The sequence below is a fragment of the Longicatena caecimuris genome (assembly GCF_018406465.1).
GTDB lineage: Bacteria > Bacillota_I > Bacilli_A > Erysipelotrichales > Erysipelotrichaceae > Longicatena > Longicatena caecimuris.
Map to the genome: position 1 here is coordinate 2,799,439 of NZ_AP024510.1, position 17,464 is coordinate 2,816,902.

General features: G+C 38.6%; 20 protein-coding genes, 1 other RNA gene and 1 other annotated feature. Of the genes, 1 reads left to right on the forward strand and 20 read right to left on the reverse strand.

Annotated elements, in window-relative coordinates; genetic code table 11:
• Positions 1-195: 195 nt before the first annotated feature.
• From KJS44_RS13125 to KJS44_RS13220, 20 genes are all read right to left on the reverse strand, one after another.
• Positions 196-1,194 (reverse strand): NAD-dependent epimerase/dehydratase family protein, encoded by a 999-nt coding sequence (locus tag KJS44_RS13125; RefSeq protein WP_008690633.1) that lies wholly within the window; start codon positions 1,192-1,194, stop codon positions 196-198.
• 179 nt (positions 1,195-1,373) lie between these two features.
• The gene (locus KJS44_RS13130) at positions 1,374-1,790 is read right to left on the reverse strand and encodes a pyridoxamine 5'-phosphate oxidase family protein (RefSeq protein WP_008690631.1); all 417 of its coding nucleotides are present in this window, start codon (positions 1,788-1,790) and stop codon (positions 1,374-1,376) included.
• A 111-nt stretch (positions 1,791-1,901) separates the two neighbouring features.
• Positions 1,902-2,459, reverse strand: coding sequence for a dihydrofolate reductase family protein (locus KJS44_RS13135; protein WP_008690630.1), 558 nt, complete (start codon positions 2,457-2,459; stop codon positions 1,902-1,904).
• Between the two features lie 248 nt (positions 2,460-2,707).
• Positions 2,708-3,088: a transfer-messenger RNA gene (gene ssrA / locus KJS44_RS13140) on the reverse strand.
• A 50-nt stretch (positions 3,089-3,138) separates the two neighbouring features.
• Entirely contained in the window at positions 3,139-3,597 is a 459-nt protein-coding gene (gene smpB, locus KJS44_RS13145) for an SsrA-binding protein SmpB (RefSeq protein ID WP_008690629.1), read from the reverse strand.
• A 44-nt stretch (positions 3,598-3,641) separates the two neighbouring features.
• Positions 3,642-5,759, reverse strand: coding sequence for a ribonuclease R (gene rnr, locus KJS44_RS13150; protein ID WP_008690628.1), 2,118 nt, complete (start codon positions 5,757-5,759; stop codon positions 3,642-3,644).
• A gap of 133 nt (positions 5,760-5,892) precedes the next feature.
• Positions 5,893-6,123 carry a preprotein translocase subunit SecG gene (gene secG, locus KJS44_RS13155; protein WP_008690627.1) on the reverse strand — a complete coding sequence of 77 codons (231 nt, stop codon included), beginning with the start codon at positions 6,121-6,123 and terminating at the stop codon, positions 5,893-5,895.
• A gap of 271 nt (positions 6,124-6,394) precedes the next feature.
• Positions 6,395-7,693 carry a phosphopyruvate hydratase gene (gene eno / locus KJS44_RS13160; RefSeq protein WP_008690626.1) on the reverse strand — a complete coding sequence of 433 codons (1,299 nt, stop codon included), beginning with the start codon at positions 7,691-7,693 and terminating at the stop codon, positions 6,395-6,397.
• 93 nt (positions 7,694-7,786) lie between these two features.
• Complete coding sequence (locus KJS44_RS13165) at positions 7,787-8,545, reverse strand: HAD-IIA family hydrolase (protein WP_008690625.1); 759 nt, start codon at positions 8,543-8,545, stop codon at positions 7,787-7,789.
• Positions 8,546-8,602: 57 nt separating this feature from the next.
• Complete coding sequence (locus KJS44_RS13170) at positions 8,603-8,794, reverse strand: hypothetical protein (protein ID WP_008690624.1); 192 nt, start codon at positions 8,792-8,794, stop codon at positions 8,603-8,605.
• 280 nt (positions 8,795-9,074) lie between these two features.
• Positions 9,075-9,626 (reverse strand): transcription termination/antitermination protein NusG, encoded by a 552-nt coding sequence (gene nusG / locus KJS44_RS13175; protein WP_008690622.1) that lies wholly within the window; start codon positions 9,624-9,626, stop codon positions 9,075-9,077.
• 10 nt (positions 9,627-9,636) lie between these two features.
• Entirely contained in the window at positions 9,637-9,813 is a 177-nt protein-coding gene (gene secE / locus KJS44_RS13180) for a preprotein translocase subunit SecE (RefSeq protein ID WP_008690621.1), read from the reverse strand.
• Between the two features lie 11 nt (positions 9,814-9,824).
• Complete coding sequence (gene rpmG, locus KJS44_RS13185; protein WP_008690620.1) at positions 9,825-9,974, reverse strand: 50S ribosomal protein L33; 150 nt, start codon at positions 9,972-9,974, stop codon at positions 9,825-9,827.
• Between the two features lie 50 nt (positions 9,975-10,024).
• Complete coding sequence (locus tag KJS44_RS13190; protein WP_008690619.1) at positions 10,025-10,621, reverse strand: RNA polymerase sigma factor; 597 nt, start codon at positions 10,619-10,621, stop codon at positions 10,025-10,027.
• A gap of 99 nt (positions 10,622-10,720) precedes the next feature.
• A complete protein-coding gene (gene rlmB, locus KJS44_RS13195; RefSeq protein ID WP_008690618.1) occupies positions 10,721-11,443 on the reverse strand; it encodes a 23S rRNA (guanosine(2251)-2'-O)-methyltransferase RlmB in 723 nt (240 codons plus the stop codon).
• Entirely contained in the window at positions 11,440-11,826 is a 387-nt protein-coding gene (locus tag KJS44_RS13200) for a Mini-ribonuclease 3 (protein WP_008690617.1), read from the reverse strand. The genes rlmB and KJS44_RS13200 overlap by 4 nt, the downstream gene beginning before the upstream one ends.
• Entirely contained in the window at positions 11,826-13,163 is a 1,338-nt protein-coding gene (gene cysS, locus KJS44_RS13205) for a cysteine--tRNA ligase (protein ID WP_008690616.1), read from the reverse strand. Before cysS ends, KJS44_RS13200 begins: the two co-directional genes overlap by 1 nt.
• A gap of 35 nt (positions 13,164-13,198) precedes the next feature.
• Positions 13,199-13,407, reverse strand: a binding site (T-box leader).
• A gap of 33 nt (positions 13,408-13,440) precedes the next feature.
• Positions 13,441-13,620: a hypothetical protein gene (locus KJS44_RS13210; protein WP_008690614.1), complete on the reverse strand. Its 180-nt coding sequence runs from the start codon at positions 13,618-13,620 to the stop codon at positions 13,441-13,443.
• Between the two features lie 216 nt (positions 13,621-13,836).
• Positions 13,837-14,850 carry a type I glyceraldehyde-3-phosphate dehydrogenase gene (gene gap / locus KJS44_RS13215; RefSeq protein ID WP_008690611.1) on the reverse strand — a complete coding sequence of 338 codons (1,014 nt, stop codon included), beginning with the start codon at positions 14,848-14,850 and terminating at the stop codon, positions 13,837-13,839.
• Positions 14,851-15,106: 256 nt separating this feature from the next.
• Positions 15,107-16,720 carry a WG repeat-containing protein gene (locus KJS44_RS13220; RefSeq protein ID WP_008690610.1) on the reverse strand — a complete coding sequence of 538 codons (1,614 nt, stop codon included), beginning with the start codon at positions 16,718-16,720 and terminating at the stop codon, positions 15,107-15,109.
• A 144-nt stretch (positions 16,721-16,864) separates the two neighbouring features.
• Here KJS44_RS13220 and KJS44_RS13225 point away from each other — a divergent pair, with 144 nt between their 5' ends.
• The gene (locus KJS44_RS13225; RefSeq protein ID WP_008690609.1) at positions 16,865-17,449 is read left to right on the forward strand and encodes an ATP-dependent Clp protease proteolytic subunit; all 585 of its coding nucleotides are present in this window, start codon (positions 16,865-16,867) and stop codon (positions 17,447-17,449) included.
• Positions 17,450-17,464 lie beyond the last annotated feature (15 nt).

Consider the following 17,464-nt stretch of genomic DNA (forward strand, 5'->3'; position numbering starts at 1 on the left):
TCATTTTCCTCTATTTAAAATAACATCATCGAGGACGTTTTCCCTACGAAATTTCTATTTGACAATATCTTCACAAGAAATGTCGTCCTACTTCATTATTTTAATTCTTTTCCTATTTTATGTCAACATAATTAGGCCTTTTTATCCTTACAGAAAGGGTGTAAAAAAGCGTTCCAAAAGGAACGCTTCCCTAAATTATAGCTCATGAACCTGCCTGCTTTGATACCATGCAATCGTTGCCCTTAGCGTGTCCTTCATACTTCTTGGTTGATAATCCAACTGTGTGGTAGCATGTTCATGTGAAAAGCGCACATTTGATGCTAAAGTATAAAGAGAATATGGAGTATATAATGGGCGCTGATGGCGCAATTTTGCATATCCTGAAATTATAGGGGCAAAGGCTTTTGCCACCCACATAGGTAACATAAACAGTGCATCTTTTCCACATAAAGAGGCGGTTATATCTAGAATATCGGATATCTTATAATATTGATTAGATAAAATATAACAATCTCCTTTTTCTCCATGTTCTAAAGCCGCAATACATCCTTTCGCGACATCTCTGACATCAACAAAGTCGTAACCACCAGAAACACCAGCCAGCAATTTTCCTTCCAGATAATCGCTTATCATCTGCACTAAATAATTGTTCTTGGTTCCATATGGCCCTAAGATACCGGAAGGATGAACAATAACGGCATCCAAACCATTGGCAACCTCATCCATGACCAGTTGAGATGCAAGTGCTTTTGTTTTGGCATATCCACCTTTTACAAGGGACGCATCAAAGTGATGCACCTCAGTAATTATTTGCGGATACGTTTTTTCGGGTATAGCATGTACAGAGCTGGTGTATAAGAAACGCTTTATATGATATTGCTTTGCGAATTGCAGCATCGTTTTTGTGCCTAAGACATTCACATCATAAAGTTTAGTGGATACTTTTCTTTGAATATCAACAATCCCTGCGGCATGCAATAGATACACTTCTTTATCTTGTAAGTTCGCAAAAAAGGGAAGCAAACTATCCGATTCTAAGACATCTCCTTTATAATAATGTACATGACTATCATCAGTTGCATGATCCTGCGGCATGATAAGCGCACGTATTTCATAAGATGTTTCATGAAGTTCCTGCAGGATGGCTTTTCCCAAATGTCCGTTTGCTCCTGTTAGTAAGATTGTTTTTTTCATAAACTCACACTTCTTTCCATCATTTTCTGCGCCAACCTTTACGGTATGTGAAAAACGAAATGAAGTTGTGAATATGCAAATCTCTCTCTTATATTATAACGCTATGAAAAGCACTGTACTACTCTTTTACAATGCTTTTACAAATCCTACATTTTCTCATGCGATATTGCATCAGAAAATCATATTTCAAATGTTTCAGATGAAAAATTACTATAAAACCGACCACTTTCTGCCGTAAAACGAAGCACACAATAATCAGGATCACTTACACCTTGCGGATAATACATCGTATCGTTTTCTTGCCAGATCATTTCTTTCGAAACGGCATCTTCCAACACTTCCATTTTTCCTATCAGCATGACACCGCGAAAAAAACGTTTATCACAAAAATAAATACACGCTTTATCATTCTTTCGATACTGCTCTACACGCATCGAAGATGTATTGGTTGTAAAATAGAACACTTTGATACCTTCTCTTTTACGTGGCGGCAACATCGCCTTCGTGTTAGGAAATCCTTTCTCATCAACTGAACTGATGAAAGATACACTTTGTTTATCAATTAGGTTCCCGATCGTTTTTACTTTATCGCGCATACATAACGCCTCCTCATATATCTACACTTTACCTGAAAGTCATTTGTTAAGCAATCGTTTTATTGCTTTTCATAAAATCAATCTTCTTTCATGAGGAAGATTCGCATAAATCTATTTTACATCAAAAGAGGAAGATGCAGTTCTTCGTTCATATACCAGATCAACGATACCGTTATAGCTTTGTGTATGCAACAAAGTTAATTTTCTTTCAATATCCGTGTTATGAAACAATCGTATGCCTGTACCTAGAAGAGTAGGAATAACATTGATATGATATCGATCAATGCTGTCGGCTTGCATGATTTGATTCACAATGGATGCACCACCACAAATCCAGATATCTTTTCCCAGTTGTGTTTTTAAATGTCTTATCAATGCCACAGGATCTTCCATAGTGAACCTTATCTTTTCAGTAGACGCTTCAGTTTGATGTGTAATGATATAACTGGTAAGAGTAGGATATATCCATTGTTTTGGTGATATTTCAGTACGTAGCTGATGATACGTATTTGCCCCCATAATGACAGTATCTACACCTTGGATAAAGGTTTCATATGTAATCATATCATTTTGATTGGCATCCTCCCCTGCTAACCAAAAAACTTTGCCATTTTTATCAGCGATGAATCCATCTAAACTCATAGCGATAAAAAGAATTGTTTTACGCATAACATAACCGCCTTTCATTGTCTTTTCTAGTATGGCAAATTATAGGCTGTTTATAAGGTGATGGATGATAATGTAAACAACATATTAAGGAAGCTGTTCTTCTTTTGGATTTCCATAAGCAAACATTAAAGGCTTGATAAGTCACATTATTTTAAGCTTTTTCATCAAAGCTATCGGTTCCCTTACAATTTAAAAAAACGATATCTTGCATATCCATTACGGAATCAACATATCGTTAACCTTATATATGGTGGAGGTGGCGAGAGTTGAACTCGCGTCCAGAAACAGCCCCACGTACAGACATCTACAGTTTAGTCCATTACCAATATTCAACAGGTAACAATGGACAGCTCCTATTGAAGGTGTTCAATTTATTTTCGTGATCAATCCCTTGAACTAGAATTGAACCTTATCCTTCGTGAATGAGATGCTCATCTAGTATGCCAAAGGACAACATACTAGCGGCAGCTGCGAACCTATGTCGGTTATTAAGCAGCAAAAGCCATTCTCTGGTTTGCACCAAAGATGTTAGCTAATTTAGTTTTTCCGTTTAAATTTAATTGGTTATTACGTAACCACTCGACTGCCGTCTGTACCAAGCGTATCCCTGTCGAAACCAGTACACCCCCGGTTTTAGGTAGTTGTAGTTTACCACAAAATACCGCAAACTACAACTGTCCTAATATTGGTTTTTTAAAGCTTTTTCAATTTCACGTTTCGCATCTTTTTCTTTCTGAACATTTCGCTTATCATGCAAATCTTTACCTTTTGCTAAGACAATTTCCATTTTAGCTTTTCCCTTTTCCAAATATAATGAGATAGGAATCACCGTATAGCCCTTTAACTTCACCTTTTGTTGCAGCTTTATAATTTCACTCTTATGCAGCAACAGCTTACGGATACGCGTTTCATCGTGATTAAAACGATTGCCGAATTCATATTCCGGGATATGCATTTCTTTGATAAAAGCCTCATTGTTCGTAAAACTGATATATGCATCTTTGATCTGGGCATGCCCCTTACGAATCGCTTTAATTTCCGTACCCTGTAACACCAAACCGGCCTCAAAACGATCTTCCAGAAAATATTCGTGGGATGCTTTCCGATTAAATACGATTACTTTTCTACCAGCTGTCATAGCTTCACCTCTTTAGTTTATGTCAAGGAACAAAAGATATGCCTTTAACGGCCCCTTTTTCCCCTCTTTTTTGTTAACAATGCAAAATCAACTTCACGTTTAAACCGATTTGCATCAATACATCTAACCTGGACTTTTTGTCCCATGCGATACACATTTGCCGTATGCTCACCAATTAGACTGTGACTCACTTCATCATAATGATAATAATCATCTTCCATGGATGAGATATGCACCAAGCCTTCTACCGTATTATCCAGCTCAACAAACATTCCAAACTTAGTAATACCACTGATGACTCCTGCAAAACGCTGTCCGATATAGTTTTCCATATACTCAGCCTTTTTCATATCATCTACGGTTCGTTCGGCATCCACAGCATTACGCTCACGCTCACTTGCCTGAATGGCTGCCTGTTCACACCATTGTTCATCCTGTTTCATTTTATCTACATCTTCAGATGATGTAAAGATATATTTTCGCAGCATGCGATGTACGATCAAATCCGGATAGCGGCGAATCGGTGATGTAAAATGCAAATACTCCTTTAAGCCCAGTCCGAAATGTCCCAAACAACGATTATCATAGCGCGCTTTCTGCATGCTTCTTAACATGAAACTGGATAACACGAAATAATTATCCTGTCCTCTGGCTTCATCTAATAAAGCCTGTAGCTGTTTTGGATGTACGTCTTGGATACCTCCCTTAAACGTATATCCCAATGTTTTCGCAATACGTGCAAACTCCCGCATTTTCTTAGGTTCAGGAGCTTCGTGAATACGATACATCGATGGCGTTTCCAGCCATTTCATATGCGTGGCTACAGTTTCATTTGCCGCTATCATAAAATCTTCAATGATGCGCTCTGCTTCTCCACGCTCACGTAAGACGATATCTTTTGGTTTCCCTTTTTCATCAACCAGAATTTTAGCCTCTCTGCTATCAAAATCAATGGCGCCAAGTCCTTCTCTGCGTCTGCGAATGATTCCAGCCAAAACCTTCATATCTAAGCACATCTTTAACAAATGAGGATAAGCTTTTTGTGTTTTAGCATCACCGGATAATATCTTATTCACATTCGTATAGGTCATTCGCTCATTGCTATTGATCACACTAGGAAAGATACGATAATTCATTACATTGCCTGTACGATCTATTTCCATCATACAAGTTATGGTTAAGCGATCCACATGGGGATTTAAGGAACAAATGCCATTGCATAACGCGTGAGGCAACATCGGTACGACGCGATCTACCACATATACTGAAGTCCCCCGATGATAAGCCTCTTTATCAAGCGCCGTATTTTCTTGTACATAATAGGAAACATCCGCAATATGCACATAAAGACGATAGCCTTTTTCTATCTTCTCAATACTGATGGCATCATCTAAATCTCTGGCATCTTCCCCATCTATAGTAATTGTCAACAGCTTACGCAAATCCTCACGATTCTTCAATTCATTTACGTCCACTTCTTCTTTTATGCCAGCTACTTCTGCTTTCACTTTTTCATTGAATTCAGGAACGATATCTTTTTCAAGTAAGATACTTAAAATATCAATCCCCGGATCATATTTATAACCGATTTCCTTTTCAATATGACATTTTAAAACCGTTCCATAACTATCAATATGAAGCAGAACTTTAGAATCATTCACCAATTTAAAATCATCATAATTCGTAATTTTGATTTTACGATTGTTTAAATAAGAATCAGGTAAGAAATACTTTGATCCTTCTTTGATTTTTACTACCCCCACGATATGCGTGACGCTATGTGAAATGACTTCGACCACTTCACCCTCTACACTTTTATCATTATTGGTCCATGTTCTGGCATATACAACATCTCGATCCATACCGAAACCCAATCGTTCTCTGGCTATATAGTAACTGTCATCCGCTGTTTCCACAAAGCCAAAGCCTTTCGGATTTATACGCAGCGTACCACTCACATACCCTAGTTTTTCACTAAGGAAATAGCGATGTCGCTCATCTCTGGCAATAATACGTGCAGCTTCCAAATCGTTTAATAATTTCATCAATTCTGTGAAGGCAACACTATCTTCCATTTGGATCATCCTGGATAATTGTTTCACATCCATACCACGATAATCGTTTTGTTTGATCAGGGCGAGTAGTTCTTCTTTTTTGCTCATTATTTGCCCTCCTTTTCATTATGAACTTATAGTTATAGTATACCATTCCACGCTTATTTCATAAATATGATAGCGCATTTTATCTAGATCTTAACAATTTGCGGAACTTCATAAAAAAAGACCTTGCACGGTCTTAGTCTAAAATACGGATAATTATAACAAGAGCGAAAAAGATAATTCCTGTTACCATAGTAACATTAGATATGATTTTTTCAGATCCTCTTTCTTTGACATTGGCAAACAGATTCAATCCATCACTTCCACCAAATGCACTTCCAAGACCATCTGACTTTCCGCTTTGTAATAAGGAGAGTATTATCAAAATGACCGATGCAATCATTAATAGTATTTCTAAAATGCCCATGATAGTCCTCCTTCCTATTTCTCGATACCTTACTAGTATAGCAAACAATGCTAATAATTACAATATTGTTTCGAAAATATTTAAGATACATGCAAGCAAGGGCAGATTGTTTCATGAGAAATGCTCACATACGTGATATCACACATTTCTTGTTTGAACGTAATGAACTACCAGATACTACAATAAGATAACATCTAAGAACGCTTTAAAGGAAAGGAACACTGTTTAAGAATTCATGATATCCTTTCGCAGTGTTCCATTAAGTACTTATTTAATGTTTGTAAATATTATAGAAGGCAGATTTCCCAGGAAATACTGCTACATCACCCAACTCTTCTTCAATACGAAGCAATTGATTATATTTGGCAATACGATCAGTTCTTGACATAGAACCAGTCTTAATCTGACCGGCATTGAATGCCACTGCAATATCGGCAATCGTCGTATCTTCAGTTTCACCGCTTCGATGGGATACAACTGCCGTATACCCATGTTTCTTAGCCAGCTCCATAGCATCAAAGGTTTCCGTCAATGTGCCAATCTGGTTTACCTTGATCAAAATGGAATTAGCGATATCTTTATCAATACCTTCCTGTAAGATTGCCGGATTTGTTACATATAAATCATCACCAACCAACTGGATTTTCTTGCCTAAATGCTCCGTCAGTTTCTTCCAGCCATCCCAATCACGTTCGCCTAAGCCATCTTCAATCGAAATAATCGGATATTTTTCTACCAGTTCATCATACCAGGCAATCATCTCATCGGTTGTTTTAGAACCCTGACCTGATTTTTTCAAATCATACATTTTCGTTTCCGTGTTGTAGAATTCACTAGCCGCAACATCCATAGCAATGCAAATATCTTCTCCGGCCTTATAACCAGCAGCTTTGATTGCCTCCATAATAGCTTTCAATGGCGCTTCGTTATCTTCCAGATTCGGTGCGAAACCACCTTCATCACCAACAGCTGTTACTTGGCCTTTTTCCTTTAATACTTTTTTCAAGGCATGGAAAGTTTCAGCACCCATTTGAATTGCCTCTTTCATACTTTTAGCACCAACCGGCATAATCATAAACTCCTGGAAATCTACCGAAGAATCCGCATGACTTCCTCCATTTAAGACATTCATCATTGGCACTGGCAATGTTTTCGCATGAATACCGCCTAAGTAACGATATAATGGCAATCCATAAAAGTTAGCCGCAGCATGGGCAACCGCTAAGGAAATACCTAGGATGGCATTTGCACCATATTTAGACTTATCCTTTGTACCATCAGCTTCAATCAAAGCTTTATCAATTGCCGCCTGATCAGTAACATCCAAACCAATCACCACATCTGCCAAGATTTCATTCACATTGTTTACGGCAGTCATGACACCTTTGCCATTAAAGCGATTCTTATCACCATCGCGTAACTCTAAGGCTTCACGCTCTCCGGTGCTGGCACCACTTGGTACAATGGCACGGCCAAATGCTCCACTGACCGTTTCCACCTCAACTTCTATGGTAGGATTTCCTCGAGAATCGAGAACTTCTCTTGCGTGTACATCAACAATAACAGACATAATTTTGTCCTCCTTTATTATCTATTCTCAGTATAACACCAGGAACTGTACAAAGAAAGAAGTTTGCTCAATCTAACTAAATTTCACATATTTCTATAACAATTCCTGTAAATCATCTACGATATGCGTAGGATGAATACCTAATCGATCAATATCCTCTCTTTGATGAACGCCGGTTGTCACAAAAATGGTTTCAACCTGATTGCGTACACCTAACAGAATATCTGTTTCCAGATTATCACCGATGAGTATCACATCCTCTTTCTTTTTATGTAAAAAGTCTAAAGCTTCTTCCAAAATCGTATCATGAGGCTTACCAATTTTGGGACTTTTTTGTTGTGTTGCATATTCAAACATAGCCACAACAGAACCATTTCCAATGGAAAAACCATCCGGCTGTGCCAGTATGCGATCATCATTTGTCCCAATCAGCTTGGCGCCATTTAAAAGCAGCTTTAAAGCTTTGGAATATTTTTCATAAGTTCCGGAAGTATCTAAGCCGACAAAAACAAAATCAGCGTTTGTATCATCAATGGTAAACCCTTCATCCTCCAGAGCTTCTCGTAAACCATCCTGTCCGATATAATATGCTCTTCTGCCTTCATAATGCTTACGGGCATAGATAGCTGCAGCCATAGCACTAGTGAAAAAATGTTCTTCCTTGATACCGCAATATCCCATGCGTTCCATATGTTCTACATTTTGGCGTTTTGTGCGTTTGGCATTATTCGTTAAAAAGTAAAATTCTTCCTTGCGTTTGATTAATTCATGAACGAAGTGCATAGCACCTTCGATCAATAAAGTTCCCCGATACATTGTTCCATCGAGATCAATTAAATACGTTTTCTTCATCTTATCCCTGCTTTCTTACCCATAATAGTAAAGCATATCCTACTGGGAAAGCAAGCGTTATCTGTTTCTGCTGCGTGTTTTTCGTTTTCCTGGATTGATTAGAATCATACCTGCAAGAATCAGTCCTACCGGCCAGTAGTGTTCTGCTATGTAAGAAAGGTAACCATATAATTGCTGTTGATTGATGCTTGGCTCAATCAGCAGAAGGATGCCACTGATACCCAGAATGATTCCAATGCGTTCCCTCATATTATCACTTCCTGCTTACAGTATAGAAAGACATTACTGCTAATTTTGTCAGATTGCGGAAGAAAACCATTTTTTTATGTTTTTATCAAATTTATCAACAGGTTACCATCTTTAAACCGTATCATATACTACCCATATATTGTGATTCACTTATTATAAACGGCTGACATCTTATGTTTTGCTTTGCATGTTTATCCGCTTTGTTATACAACAAAGCCATTTTCATCCAAATAAAAAAAGCCTCAAAACCAGATTGGTTTCAAGACTATTTACATCTGTTTTACAGCTCTACTTTTTCTAAGTCACCATAACTGATTTCAGTTGGCGTTTCACGTCCAAATAAAATCAATAAGACGATAGCTGTTTGGGAATCCTCGTGTAACTCTTCCACCGTTCCTTCGGAATTCGCAAAAGCACCACTTAAGATACGAACACGATCTCCTACAGCAAAGTCAATCTGTACTTTACGCTCACTCATGCCAAGACGTCGCAGAATTGCTTCCATTTCATCTTCGGCAACAGGGAAAGGCTTAGCTCCACCACCACTGGATCCGATAAATCCGGTAACTCCCGGTGTGTTACGTACAATATACCATGCCTCATCTGTCATGATCATTTCTACGAATAAATAGCCGCTGAAAGGATTTTTGGTCTTTTCAACTTCTTTGCCATTTTTATATTCGATCTCTTTTTCCTCTGCTACAACGATGCGAAACAGAAAATCCTGCAAGCCCATGGTTTCAACACGACGCTCCAGATTTTCCTTAACACGGTTTTCATGTCCGGCATATGTATTTACCACATACCATTGTTTTTTCTGTTCTTCTGCCATGTCTTGCCTCCTACATTCCAATTAATTTCAAAAAGCCGGATGATGCAACCTGACATAGGAAGAAAAACAATCCTAAAACAGCTGTAAATGCGATGACCGTCGCACTGTCTTTTGCCAAATCTTTGCCCTTCGGCCAGCGAATTCGTTTCATTTCGGTTAAAATACCATTAATACTGAACCACTTCATAAGAAACCTCCTTATTTTGTTTCTTTATGTATCGTATGCTTGCCACACTTCTTACAAAACTTTTTCAATTCAATACGCTCATTATGCGTTTTCTTGTTTTTTGTAGTTGTATAGTTTCGAGAAAGACATTCGGTGCAGGTGAGAATTACTTTATCGCTCATGAAAAAAACACCTCTTTCTTTGCTTATTAACTTTATCATAAAGTCTTGTCTTAGTCAATTCCATCTTTTTGCTTACGCAGTTTTCGCACCATATAATCTATGGTATTACGCGATAAATGCATCTTTTCCGCAATTTCTTTATAAGTATATCCCTGCATACGCATAGCAAGGATTTGATATTCCCTCTCTTTAAGAATAACTTTTGATTCGCTTAACAGCTGTCGCAATTGTTCATTCTGCAGTTCTTTTTTGGCATGTGGAAATGCTTCATTTCCTTCCCTGAGATAATGACCACTTTCATCACAGACTTCAAATCCATATAACATAGTAAATTCATCTATATGACTCTGATAGCGCGCTTGCTTTTTCACATAATCAAGAATTACATGCTTCACAATTTTCATGTAATAAGTAGCAAAGGAGCTTTGTTTATCCATCTGATAGGAGTCAATTGCTTCTGCAAGTTTAATCATGCACAATTGATATAACTCTTCACGATTTCGCTGATTCATCCCAGTGCTATGCTGATGAATCATTCGCCAAACTTTTACGCTATAGTTCTGTATGAAAAGATGCAATGTGACATCTTCCATTTGCCGATACATATAAAGAAGCTCATAATCATTTTTACGATTGGTGTTTTCCATAATACCCTCCTCGTGAGAGCATGGAAAAGGATTACGTTATTTATCATATACGATATACAATAGGACATACTTCTTCCTGCATGCTATTGAAGTAAGTATTTATAAAGGATGTCTTTGGTTGTAGATTTCATACAACAAAATGCCGCAGGCAACACTGGCATTCAAACTGGTTACAACCCCTTCCATAGGAAGTCGTACACAATAATCACAGTTTTTCTTTACCAAAGAACTGATGCCAAAGCCTTCACTACCCACAACTATTACGAGTGGTACATCGTATTGCCCTTCGCGATAATCGCGAGAATTTTCGAAATCAGTACCAACAATCCAAAACCCCTGTTTCTTTAAATATTTAATGGATTGTGCCAGGTTTGTCACCATGGCGACCTTTACCGTATCAATGGCTCCGGTACTGACTTTTGCCACCGTCGGGGTTAAGCCAACATTGCGATGTTTACCAATAATGACACCATCCACCCCAACACAATCACAGGTACGTAAGATTGCTCCCAAATTATGGGGATCTTCCAAACCATCCAACATCACGAACAAAGGCATTTTACCTTTGGGTATGCTTTCTAACAATTCCAATAATTCATATGTCTTATAGTCATCAATTTTTGCAGCGATTCCCTGATGATTTCCCTGTAACATACCATCCATTTTTTTACGCGGTAAAATCTTACATGTGATCTTATGCTCCTTGATAAGCTTTTCTAAAGCTGTATCTCGCATACCTTCTGCCATTAGGATCTCATAGATTTTTTTATCCTCCTGCAGCAACTGTTTTACTACATTTTTACCATATACATATTGTGTCATTTTACATCTCCTAATGCAACAATGCGTTGCCATAGCTGTAAAAGCCGTTCTTCTTTTTTCATCAGATACAGCCAGCCAAAAACAGCTTCTAAGCCGGTAGCTTTGCGATAAGTGATAACATCCGCATTTTTTGCCTTACTTTTAGGATTGGTATTTCTGCCACGTAAGACAATAGCCCATTCTTCTTCTGTAAAAAAGCCCTCGGTTTCTAATTGATTCAAAAATCCTGCCTGTGCTTTGGCACTGACCCATGCCTCACTGAATTTTTGTAAGTCTTTGGATTTCTGATAACCTTTCGATAATAGCAGCTCTCTTACATACAGTGACATCACAGCATCTCCCATGTAAGCCAAGGAAGTGCCATTATACTCCTGTATTTCCATTACAGAATACCCTTTTCGATAAGGCGCGCACGATAGTCATCGGCCGTAGCAAAATCTTTTTCCTTCACTGCAGCTTTCCACTTGTGATGCAATTCTTTATCCTCATCGGATAAGATCAAGCGGTTATTTTCAATTCCTAACACATCCAACATCGTTTCCACTGTTTTGACAATTCTTTGCAAGAAAGTCAAATCAACTTCCCGCTGGCGAATCGTCTGATTTAAGACTTTCACTGTCTCAAACAAAGCTGCAAAGGCATTTGGCGTATTCATATCATCCTGCATTGCATCCATGAATGGGGTAAGCAAAGTATCTTCTGCTTCATCTGTAATCTCCACATCCGCAAGAGCTAGCTTTACATACGCCTGTTTTAAAGAAGTCTGTACCTTTTGCAATTCCTTCTTCGCTGTCTCAATGGCCTCTTCGTTAATATTCAGAGGGCTGCGATAGTGTGCCGATAAGAATACCCAGCGTAATACATTGCCGCCAATCTTTTCAATCATGTCTTTAGCCCAAATGACATTTCCTAGTGACTTACTCATTTTTTCACCGTCGATATTCACCATTCCATTGTGAATCCAATAGTTCGCAATCGGTGTTTCATAAGCCGCTCTTGATTGTGCAATCTCATTTTCATGATGCGGGAATTTCAGATCCATACCACCGCCGTGAATATCAATCGTATGCTCTCCATGAAATTCCTTATTGATCATGACAACACACTCTGTATGCCAGCCAGGTCTTCCAACGGACCATGGGGAATTCCATTGAATGCCCTCATCCGTACGTTTCCACAAGGTGAAATCCAAAGGATTTTCTTTCTTGCTGTTTTCATCGATACGCGCTCCCACCATCAAATCATCGATTTGTTGATTTGACAGCTTCCCATAGCTTTCCACACTGTTGACACGAAAATACACATCTCCATCAATTTCATAGGCATGACCTTTTTTCACTAACAGTTCAATAAAGGCAATAATGGCATCCATCGTTTCTGTAACCCTTGGCGCTGCATCTGGCATCATGGCATGCAATGCCAGACGATCATCGTTATAGGCTTTGATAAATTTTTCCGTAATCTCTTTTTCACTAACTCCACATTCTTTTGCGACTTTGATGATTTTATCATCTACGTCGGTATAATTTGACACCATTTTCACCTTATATCCTAATGCCTGAAACGTTCTTTTCAGTGTGTCAAAAACAACGATGGGGCGGGCATTTCCTATATGAGGATAATTATATACGGTAGGGCCACATACGTACATATTGACCTCATGTTCATGGATTGGTTTAAACTCTTCGATCGTCTGATTCATACTATTGAATAGCTTCATAACTTACCTCCTAGCAATAAAAAAAGCACTTCGACTGCAAAGACGCCTATCTTAGACGCGGTTCCACTTTGCTTGAAATATGCTTTTCCACTCTTCACGTATAACGCCGTGTCACGTATTTTTCTACTTATCGAAAAATCCCTCAAAGGGGCATTCCCTGTTACCTTATGCTTTCTGCTTCCACCATCCAGAAATCGCTATGCCACAATGGTATCAAGTACTCATCCTTTGTCATCAGTTTTTTATAGTATAACAAGCTTAAGGCCAGAGTTCAATACTAACTCTTCCCTTTTTGTTCATCTAAAAGCTTCGTAATATCTTTGAACTGTTCCAATAGATCTTCTTGGATGCTGCTTTCTTTTAGTTTATTCACATAGACAGCATCGAGTTCATCCAAATCATCAAGTTCGTTTGTTTCTCCTTCATCATTGGTATTTAATTTCATGCGTAATGCCATCCATCTCACCTCCGAATGCTTATAGTTTACACCTTTTCACAATATTTAAAAAGTGCTTTCCTCAACATTTATAATATTTATCATGGTTTTCATAGAGCTCTAATATGAAAACGCTAGTAGACAAGCTTGGCTCATATGTGTAAAAAGAAAAGAAGTCAACAAAAAAGGACTGCAGCATTAAGCCACAATCCTATTTAAGTTCTTACAATACTTGAATTAAGCTAATTCAGAGAAGTATTTGATTGTTCTAACCATCTGGCTAGTGTAAGAGTTTTCGTTATCATACCAAGATACAACCTGTACCTGAGTATTTCCATCTTCCATTTCGATAGCCATTGTCTGAGTAGCATCGAACAGAGATCCAAAACGCATACCGATGATATCGCTAGATACGATTGGGTCAGTGTTGTAACCGAAAGATTCGTTAGCAGCAGCTTTCATAGCAGCGTTGATTTCATCAACTGTAACTTTACCCTTAACAACAGCAACTAAGATAGTAGTTGATCCTGTAGGAGTTGGAACACGCTGAGCAGAACCGATTAATTTACCGTTCAGTTCAGGGATTACCAAACCGATAGCTTTTGCAGCACCTGTAGAGTTAGGTACGATGTTTACTGCAGCTGCACGAGAACGACGTTTGTCACCTTTTCTCTGAGGTCCGTCTAATGTCATCTGATCACCAGTGTAAGCGTGAATGGTTGACATGATACCGCTCTGGATAGGAGCTAAGTCATTTAATGCTTTTGCCATAGGAGCTAAGCAGTTTGTTGTACAAGAAGCAGCAGAGATAACTGTATCTTCTGGTTTCAATACATCGTGGTTTGTGTTGTAAACAACTGTAGGTAAGTCATTTCCTGCAGGAGCAGAGATAACAACTTTACGAGCACCAGCTTCGATGTGAGCCATTGCTTTCGCTTTTGATGTATAGAATCCTGTACATTCTAATACTACGTCAACACCTAATTCTCCCCAAGGCAGGTTTTTAGCATCAGCTTCAGCATAGATAGTGATTTCTTTTCCATCAACTGTGATTGATTTTTCACCAGCTACTACTGTATCAGCTTTTTCATAACGTCCCTGTGTTGAGTCGTATTTTAATAAGTGAGCCAGCATATCAGGAGAAGTTAAGTCGTTGATTGCAACTACTTCATATCCTTCAGCTCCAAACATTTGTCTGAATGCCAGACGTCCGATACGTCCGAATCCATTAATAGCAACTTTTACTGTCATCTTCAAAGTCCTCCTTTTAACACCCTTATTATACGTATTATCCTTTCTCTTGTCAATTGACAATTCTTTCACTTATACACTTTTTTACAGCCCTTCCCAAGCTTTTTCTGCTTGTTACAAAATTCCCATTTCTGCAAGCCTTTACATTCTTCGCTAACCTTGAAAACATGGAAATGGACAAGTGGATATGCACATAAAAACTTGTGTTTTTTCATTTCCATACATCGTTAAATACAACTATTCGTAAATATATCGTCTACGTCAAAGAAAGTTCTACATCCTTATCCATCTGCAAAATGATAGCCAATGTATCTTTCTCAATCAATTCACTGCGCCCATCCGCATAACGTCCGATATAATAATCATCCTGTTCTCCAATCGCAGCATAACGTGGTGTGATTTCATGCTTGCCATCCATGCTCAGCAATCCCATCTTTCCTGTTTTGCCATAACCCTGGCGTGTAAAGAAAGCAAAATGATTTTTATATAAGACTCCATACATAGATCCACTGCTAATGCCCGCAAACTGTGTTCGCTTCTTGCCTTGCAAATCATACACGGTAGATGTTGTATGCATTCCTTCCGTCAAAGGCGATTCCTTCACCAGTACCCCTTCCGGTTCACCATCCAAATACACAAAGCTTTCATCCACACCTCCTTGCAGCACCTTTTCTCCCTTCATATCGTACAGCGTACATACCGCATGTGTACAATGCTGAAACAGCCTGCCAACGCGTGACATTTCATCATGCGCCTTCCCCTGCTTTAGCGTTTCCCCTTTTTCATTGATCACCCGGCTAAGCCCTGCCTCACGCACAATGGCATACCCATTTTGAAAACCATCTCCATGACCTTTCACTTCCAAATATGCTTTGCCTTCCTTAGTAAAATACGCTGTCGTATCTTCTTTATCCACCCAAAAGCCTTTTTCATCGGTTCCGATAACCTTCATAGAAGCATCCTTTTGCACACGTGCAACACAAGGAATTAAGGTCTTTCCTTGTAATGTTAGGATGCCATAATGACCATCCTTCACCACTTGAAAGCCGACACCCTCTATATAATCGAAAGCATGAAAGAGATTTCCATCCGCATCCTTATCACAGGCATCATATAGAAACTGCACAACGACATCTCCACGTGTATTGATGATGCCACTTTTCCCATCACGCACTGCCTGATAATACCCACTAAATTTATCATTGAAAGAACCGTAATTCAAAGGACGCAGCTGCTCATACACAAATGCACTGCATGGTTTTCCTTCTTCATTCAAGATAGCGGCCAATCCATTCTTATACCCTATCGTATACGCATGTTTCGCATAGGTTTGAATATCCGGAAAACGCTTTATCTTATCATACAGGAACTTTGTTTTTTGATTACCCTTCGTATCAAAGATGGCACTTTTATTCCCCTGCTCCATCCATACAATCGGATCGTGGAATGATTGTTTCACCAAACGTGCATCTATCGTTTTATGTTTCTGGCCATCCTTATCAAACACCATCGTCTTTTCCTGTTTCCGAGCAAAGAAATATCCACTATCATAAGCATAGAGAATACGTTCATATTCCACAGGCAACAAGATTTGATTCTGTTTATCAATCACGCCATACTTGCCATCTTTTTGCGCAATATACACGTCTTTTTCCTGTGTTATCAAATCATATTCACAAGGAATCATCACTTGTTTTTGCTTATTCATAAAGCCATATTTCCCCTTTTGCTTCACTTTCATATATCCATCACTGTTCACATATCCCAAAACGATGGTATCCTTTTGCTTTACCTGCTTTTGTTTTGTACTATGCTGTTGACAGCCACACAACAATAACAAACTTAAAAAACACATCCCTATTTTCTTCATACCCGCTTTTCTCCTTTTGTTTATTGTAGCACATTTCCTTCTGCAACGTTTTACATTTCCATATGGATTTAAGAAAGTATAAGGAAAAAGTATTAAACCTTTTGCTTCGCGCATACTTATATACAGACAGATTGGAGTGATGTTATGGTGATCGTTCCTACCATCATTGAACGCAATGCCGCAAGTGAGCGTGTATATGACTTATATTCTTGCTTATTAAAAGAGCGTATTATCATATTAACAGGGGAAATTGATGATGCCATGAGCAGCAGTATTTGTGCGCAGCTGTTATATTTGGCAAGTATCAGTAAAGATCCGATTCAAATGTATATCAATTCACCCGGAGGAAGTGTCAGTGCCGGTTTAGCCATTTATGATGTGATGAAGTATATTTCCTGTGAAATTGCCACAATTGGCATGGGCATGTGTGCCAGTATGGCAGCAGTTTTACTATGTGCAGGTGAAAAAGGAAAACGCAGTGCCTTACAAAATGCTGAAATTATGATTCATCAGCCGCTTGGCGGTATGCAAGGGCAGGCAAAGGATATGGAAATCGCCGCACAACATATCAATCAATTGAAACAACGCTTATATCATATTTTAAGCAGTCAGTGTGGACAACCTATTGCCACCATTAAGAAAGATTGTGACCGTGATTATTATATGGATGCGATAAGCGCAAAGGCTTATGGCTTAATTGATACCGTCATAGAAAACGGCTCTCATTAAAGAGAGTCGTTTTTG

Excerpts from the sequence above, each read along its gene's own strand:
- KJS44_RS13125 (WP_008690633.1), bottom strand. The coding sequence starts at position 1,194 with ATGAAAAAAACAATCTTACTAACAGGAGCAAACGGACATTTGGGAAAA.
- KJS44_RS13130 (WP_008690631.1), bottom strand. The coding sequence starts at position 1,790 with ATGCGCGATAAAGTAAAAACGATCGGGAACCTAATTGATAAACAAAGT.
- KJS44_RS13135 (WP_008690630.1), bottom strand. The coding sequence starts at position 2,459 with ATGCGTAAAACAATTCTTTTTATCGCTATGAGTTTAGATGGATTCATC.
- smpB (WP_008690629.1), bottom strand. The coding sequence starts at position 3,597 with ATGACAGCTGGTAGAAAAGTAATCGTATTTAATCGGAAAGCATCCCAC.
- rnr (WP_008690628.1), bottom strand. The coding sequence starts at position 5,759 with ATGAGCAAAAAAGAAGAACTACTCGCCCTGATCAAACAAAACGATTAT.
- secG (WP_008690627.1), bottom strand. The coding sequence starts at position 6,123 with ATGGGCATTTTAGAAATACTATTAATGATTGCATCGGTCATTTTGATA.
- eno (WP_008690626.1), bottom strand. The coding sequence starts at position 7,693 with ATGTCTGTTATTGTTGATGTACACGCAAGAGAAGTTCTCGATTCTCGA.
- KJS44_RS13165 (WP_008690625.1), bottom strand. The coding sequence starts at position 8,545 with ATGAAGAAAACGTATTTAATTGATCTCGATGGAACAATGTATCGGGGA.
- KJS44_RS13170 (WP_008690624.1), bottom strand. The coding sequence starts at position 8,794 with ATGAGGGAACGCATTGGAATCATTCTGGGTATCAGTGGCATCCTTCTG.
- nusG (WP_008690622.1), bottom strand. The coding sequence starts at position 9,626 with ATGGCAGAAGAACAGAAAAAACAATGGTATGTGGTAAATACATATGCC.
- secE (WP_008690621.1), bottom strand. The coding sequence starts at position 9,813 with ATGAAGTGGTTCAGTATTAATGGTATTTTAACCGAAATGAAACGAATT.
- rpmG (WP_008690620.1), bottom strand. The coding sequence starts at position 9,974 with ATGAGCGATAAAGTAATTCTCACCTGCACCGAATGTCTTTCTCGAAAC.
- KJS44_RS13190 (WP_008690619.1), bottom strand. The coding sequence starts at position 10,621 with ATGGAAAACACCAATCGTAAAAATGATTATGAGCTTCTTTATATGTAT.
- rlmB (WP_008690618.1), bottom strand. The coding sequence starts at position 11,443 with ATGACACAATATGTATATGGTAAAAATGTAGTAAAACAGTTGCTGCAG.
- KJS44_RS13200 (WP_008690617.1), bottom strand. The coding sequence starts at position 11,826 with ATGGAAATACAGGAGTATAATGGCACTTCCTTGGCTTACATGGGAGAT.
- cysS (WP_008690616.1), bottom strand. The coding sequence starts at position 13,163 with ATGAAGCTATTCAATAGTATGAATCAGACGATCGAAGAGTTTAAACCA.
- KJS44_RS13210 (WP_008690614.1), bottom strand. The coding sequence starts at position 13,620 with ATGGCATTACGCATGAAATTAAATACCAATGATGAAGGAGAAACAAAC.
- gap (WP_008690611.1), bottom strand. The coding sequence starts at position 14,850 with ATGACAGTAAAAGTTGCTATTAATGGATTCGGACGTATCGGACGTCTG.
- KJS44_RS13220 (WP_008690610.1), bottom strand. The coding sequence starts at position 16,720 with ATGAAGAAAATAGGGATGTGTTTTTTAAGTTTGTTATTGTTGTGTGGC.
- KJS44_RS13225 (WP_008690609.1), top strand. The coding sequence starts at position 16,865 with ATGGTGATCGTTCCTACCATCATTGAACGCAATGCCGCAAGTGAGCGT.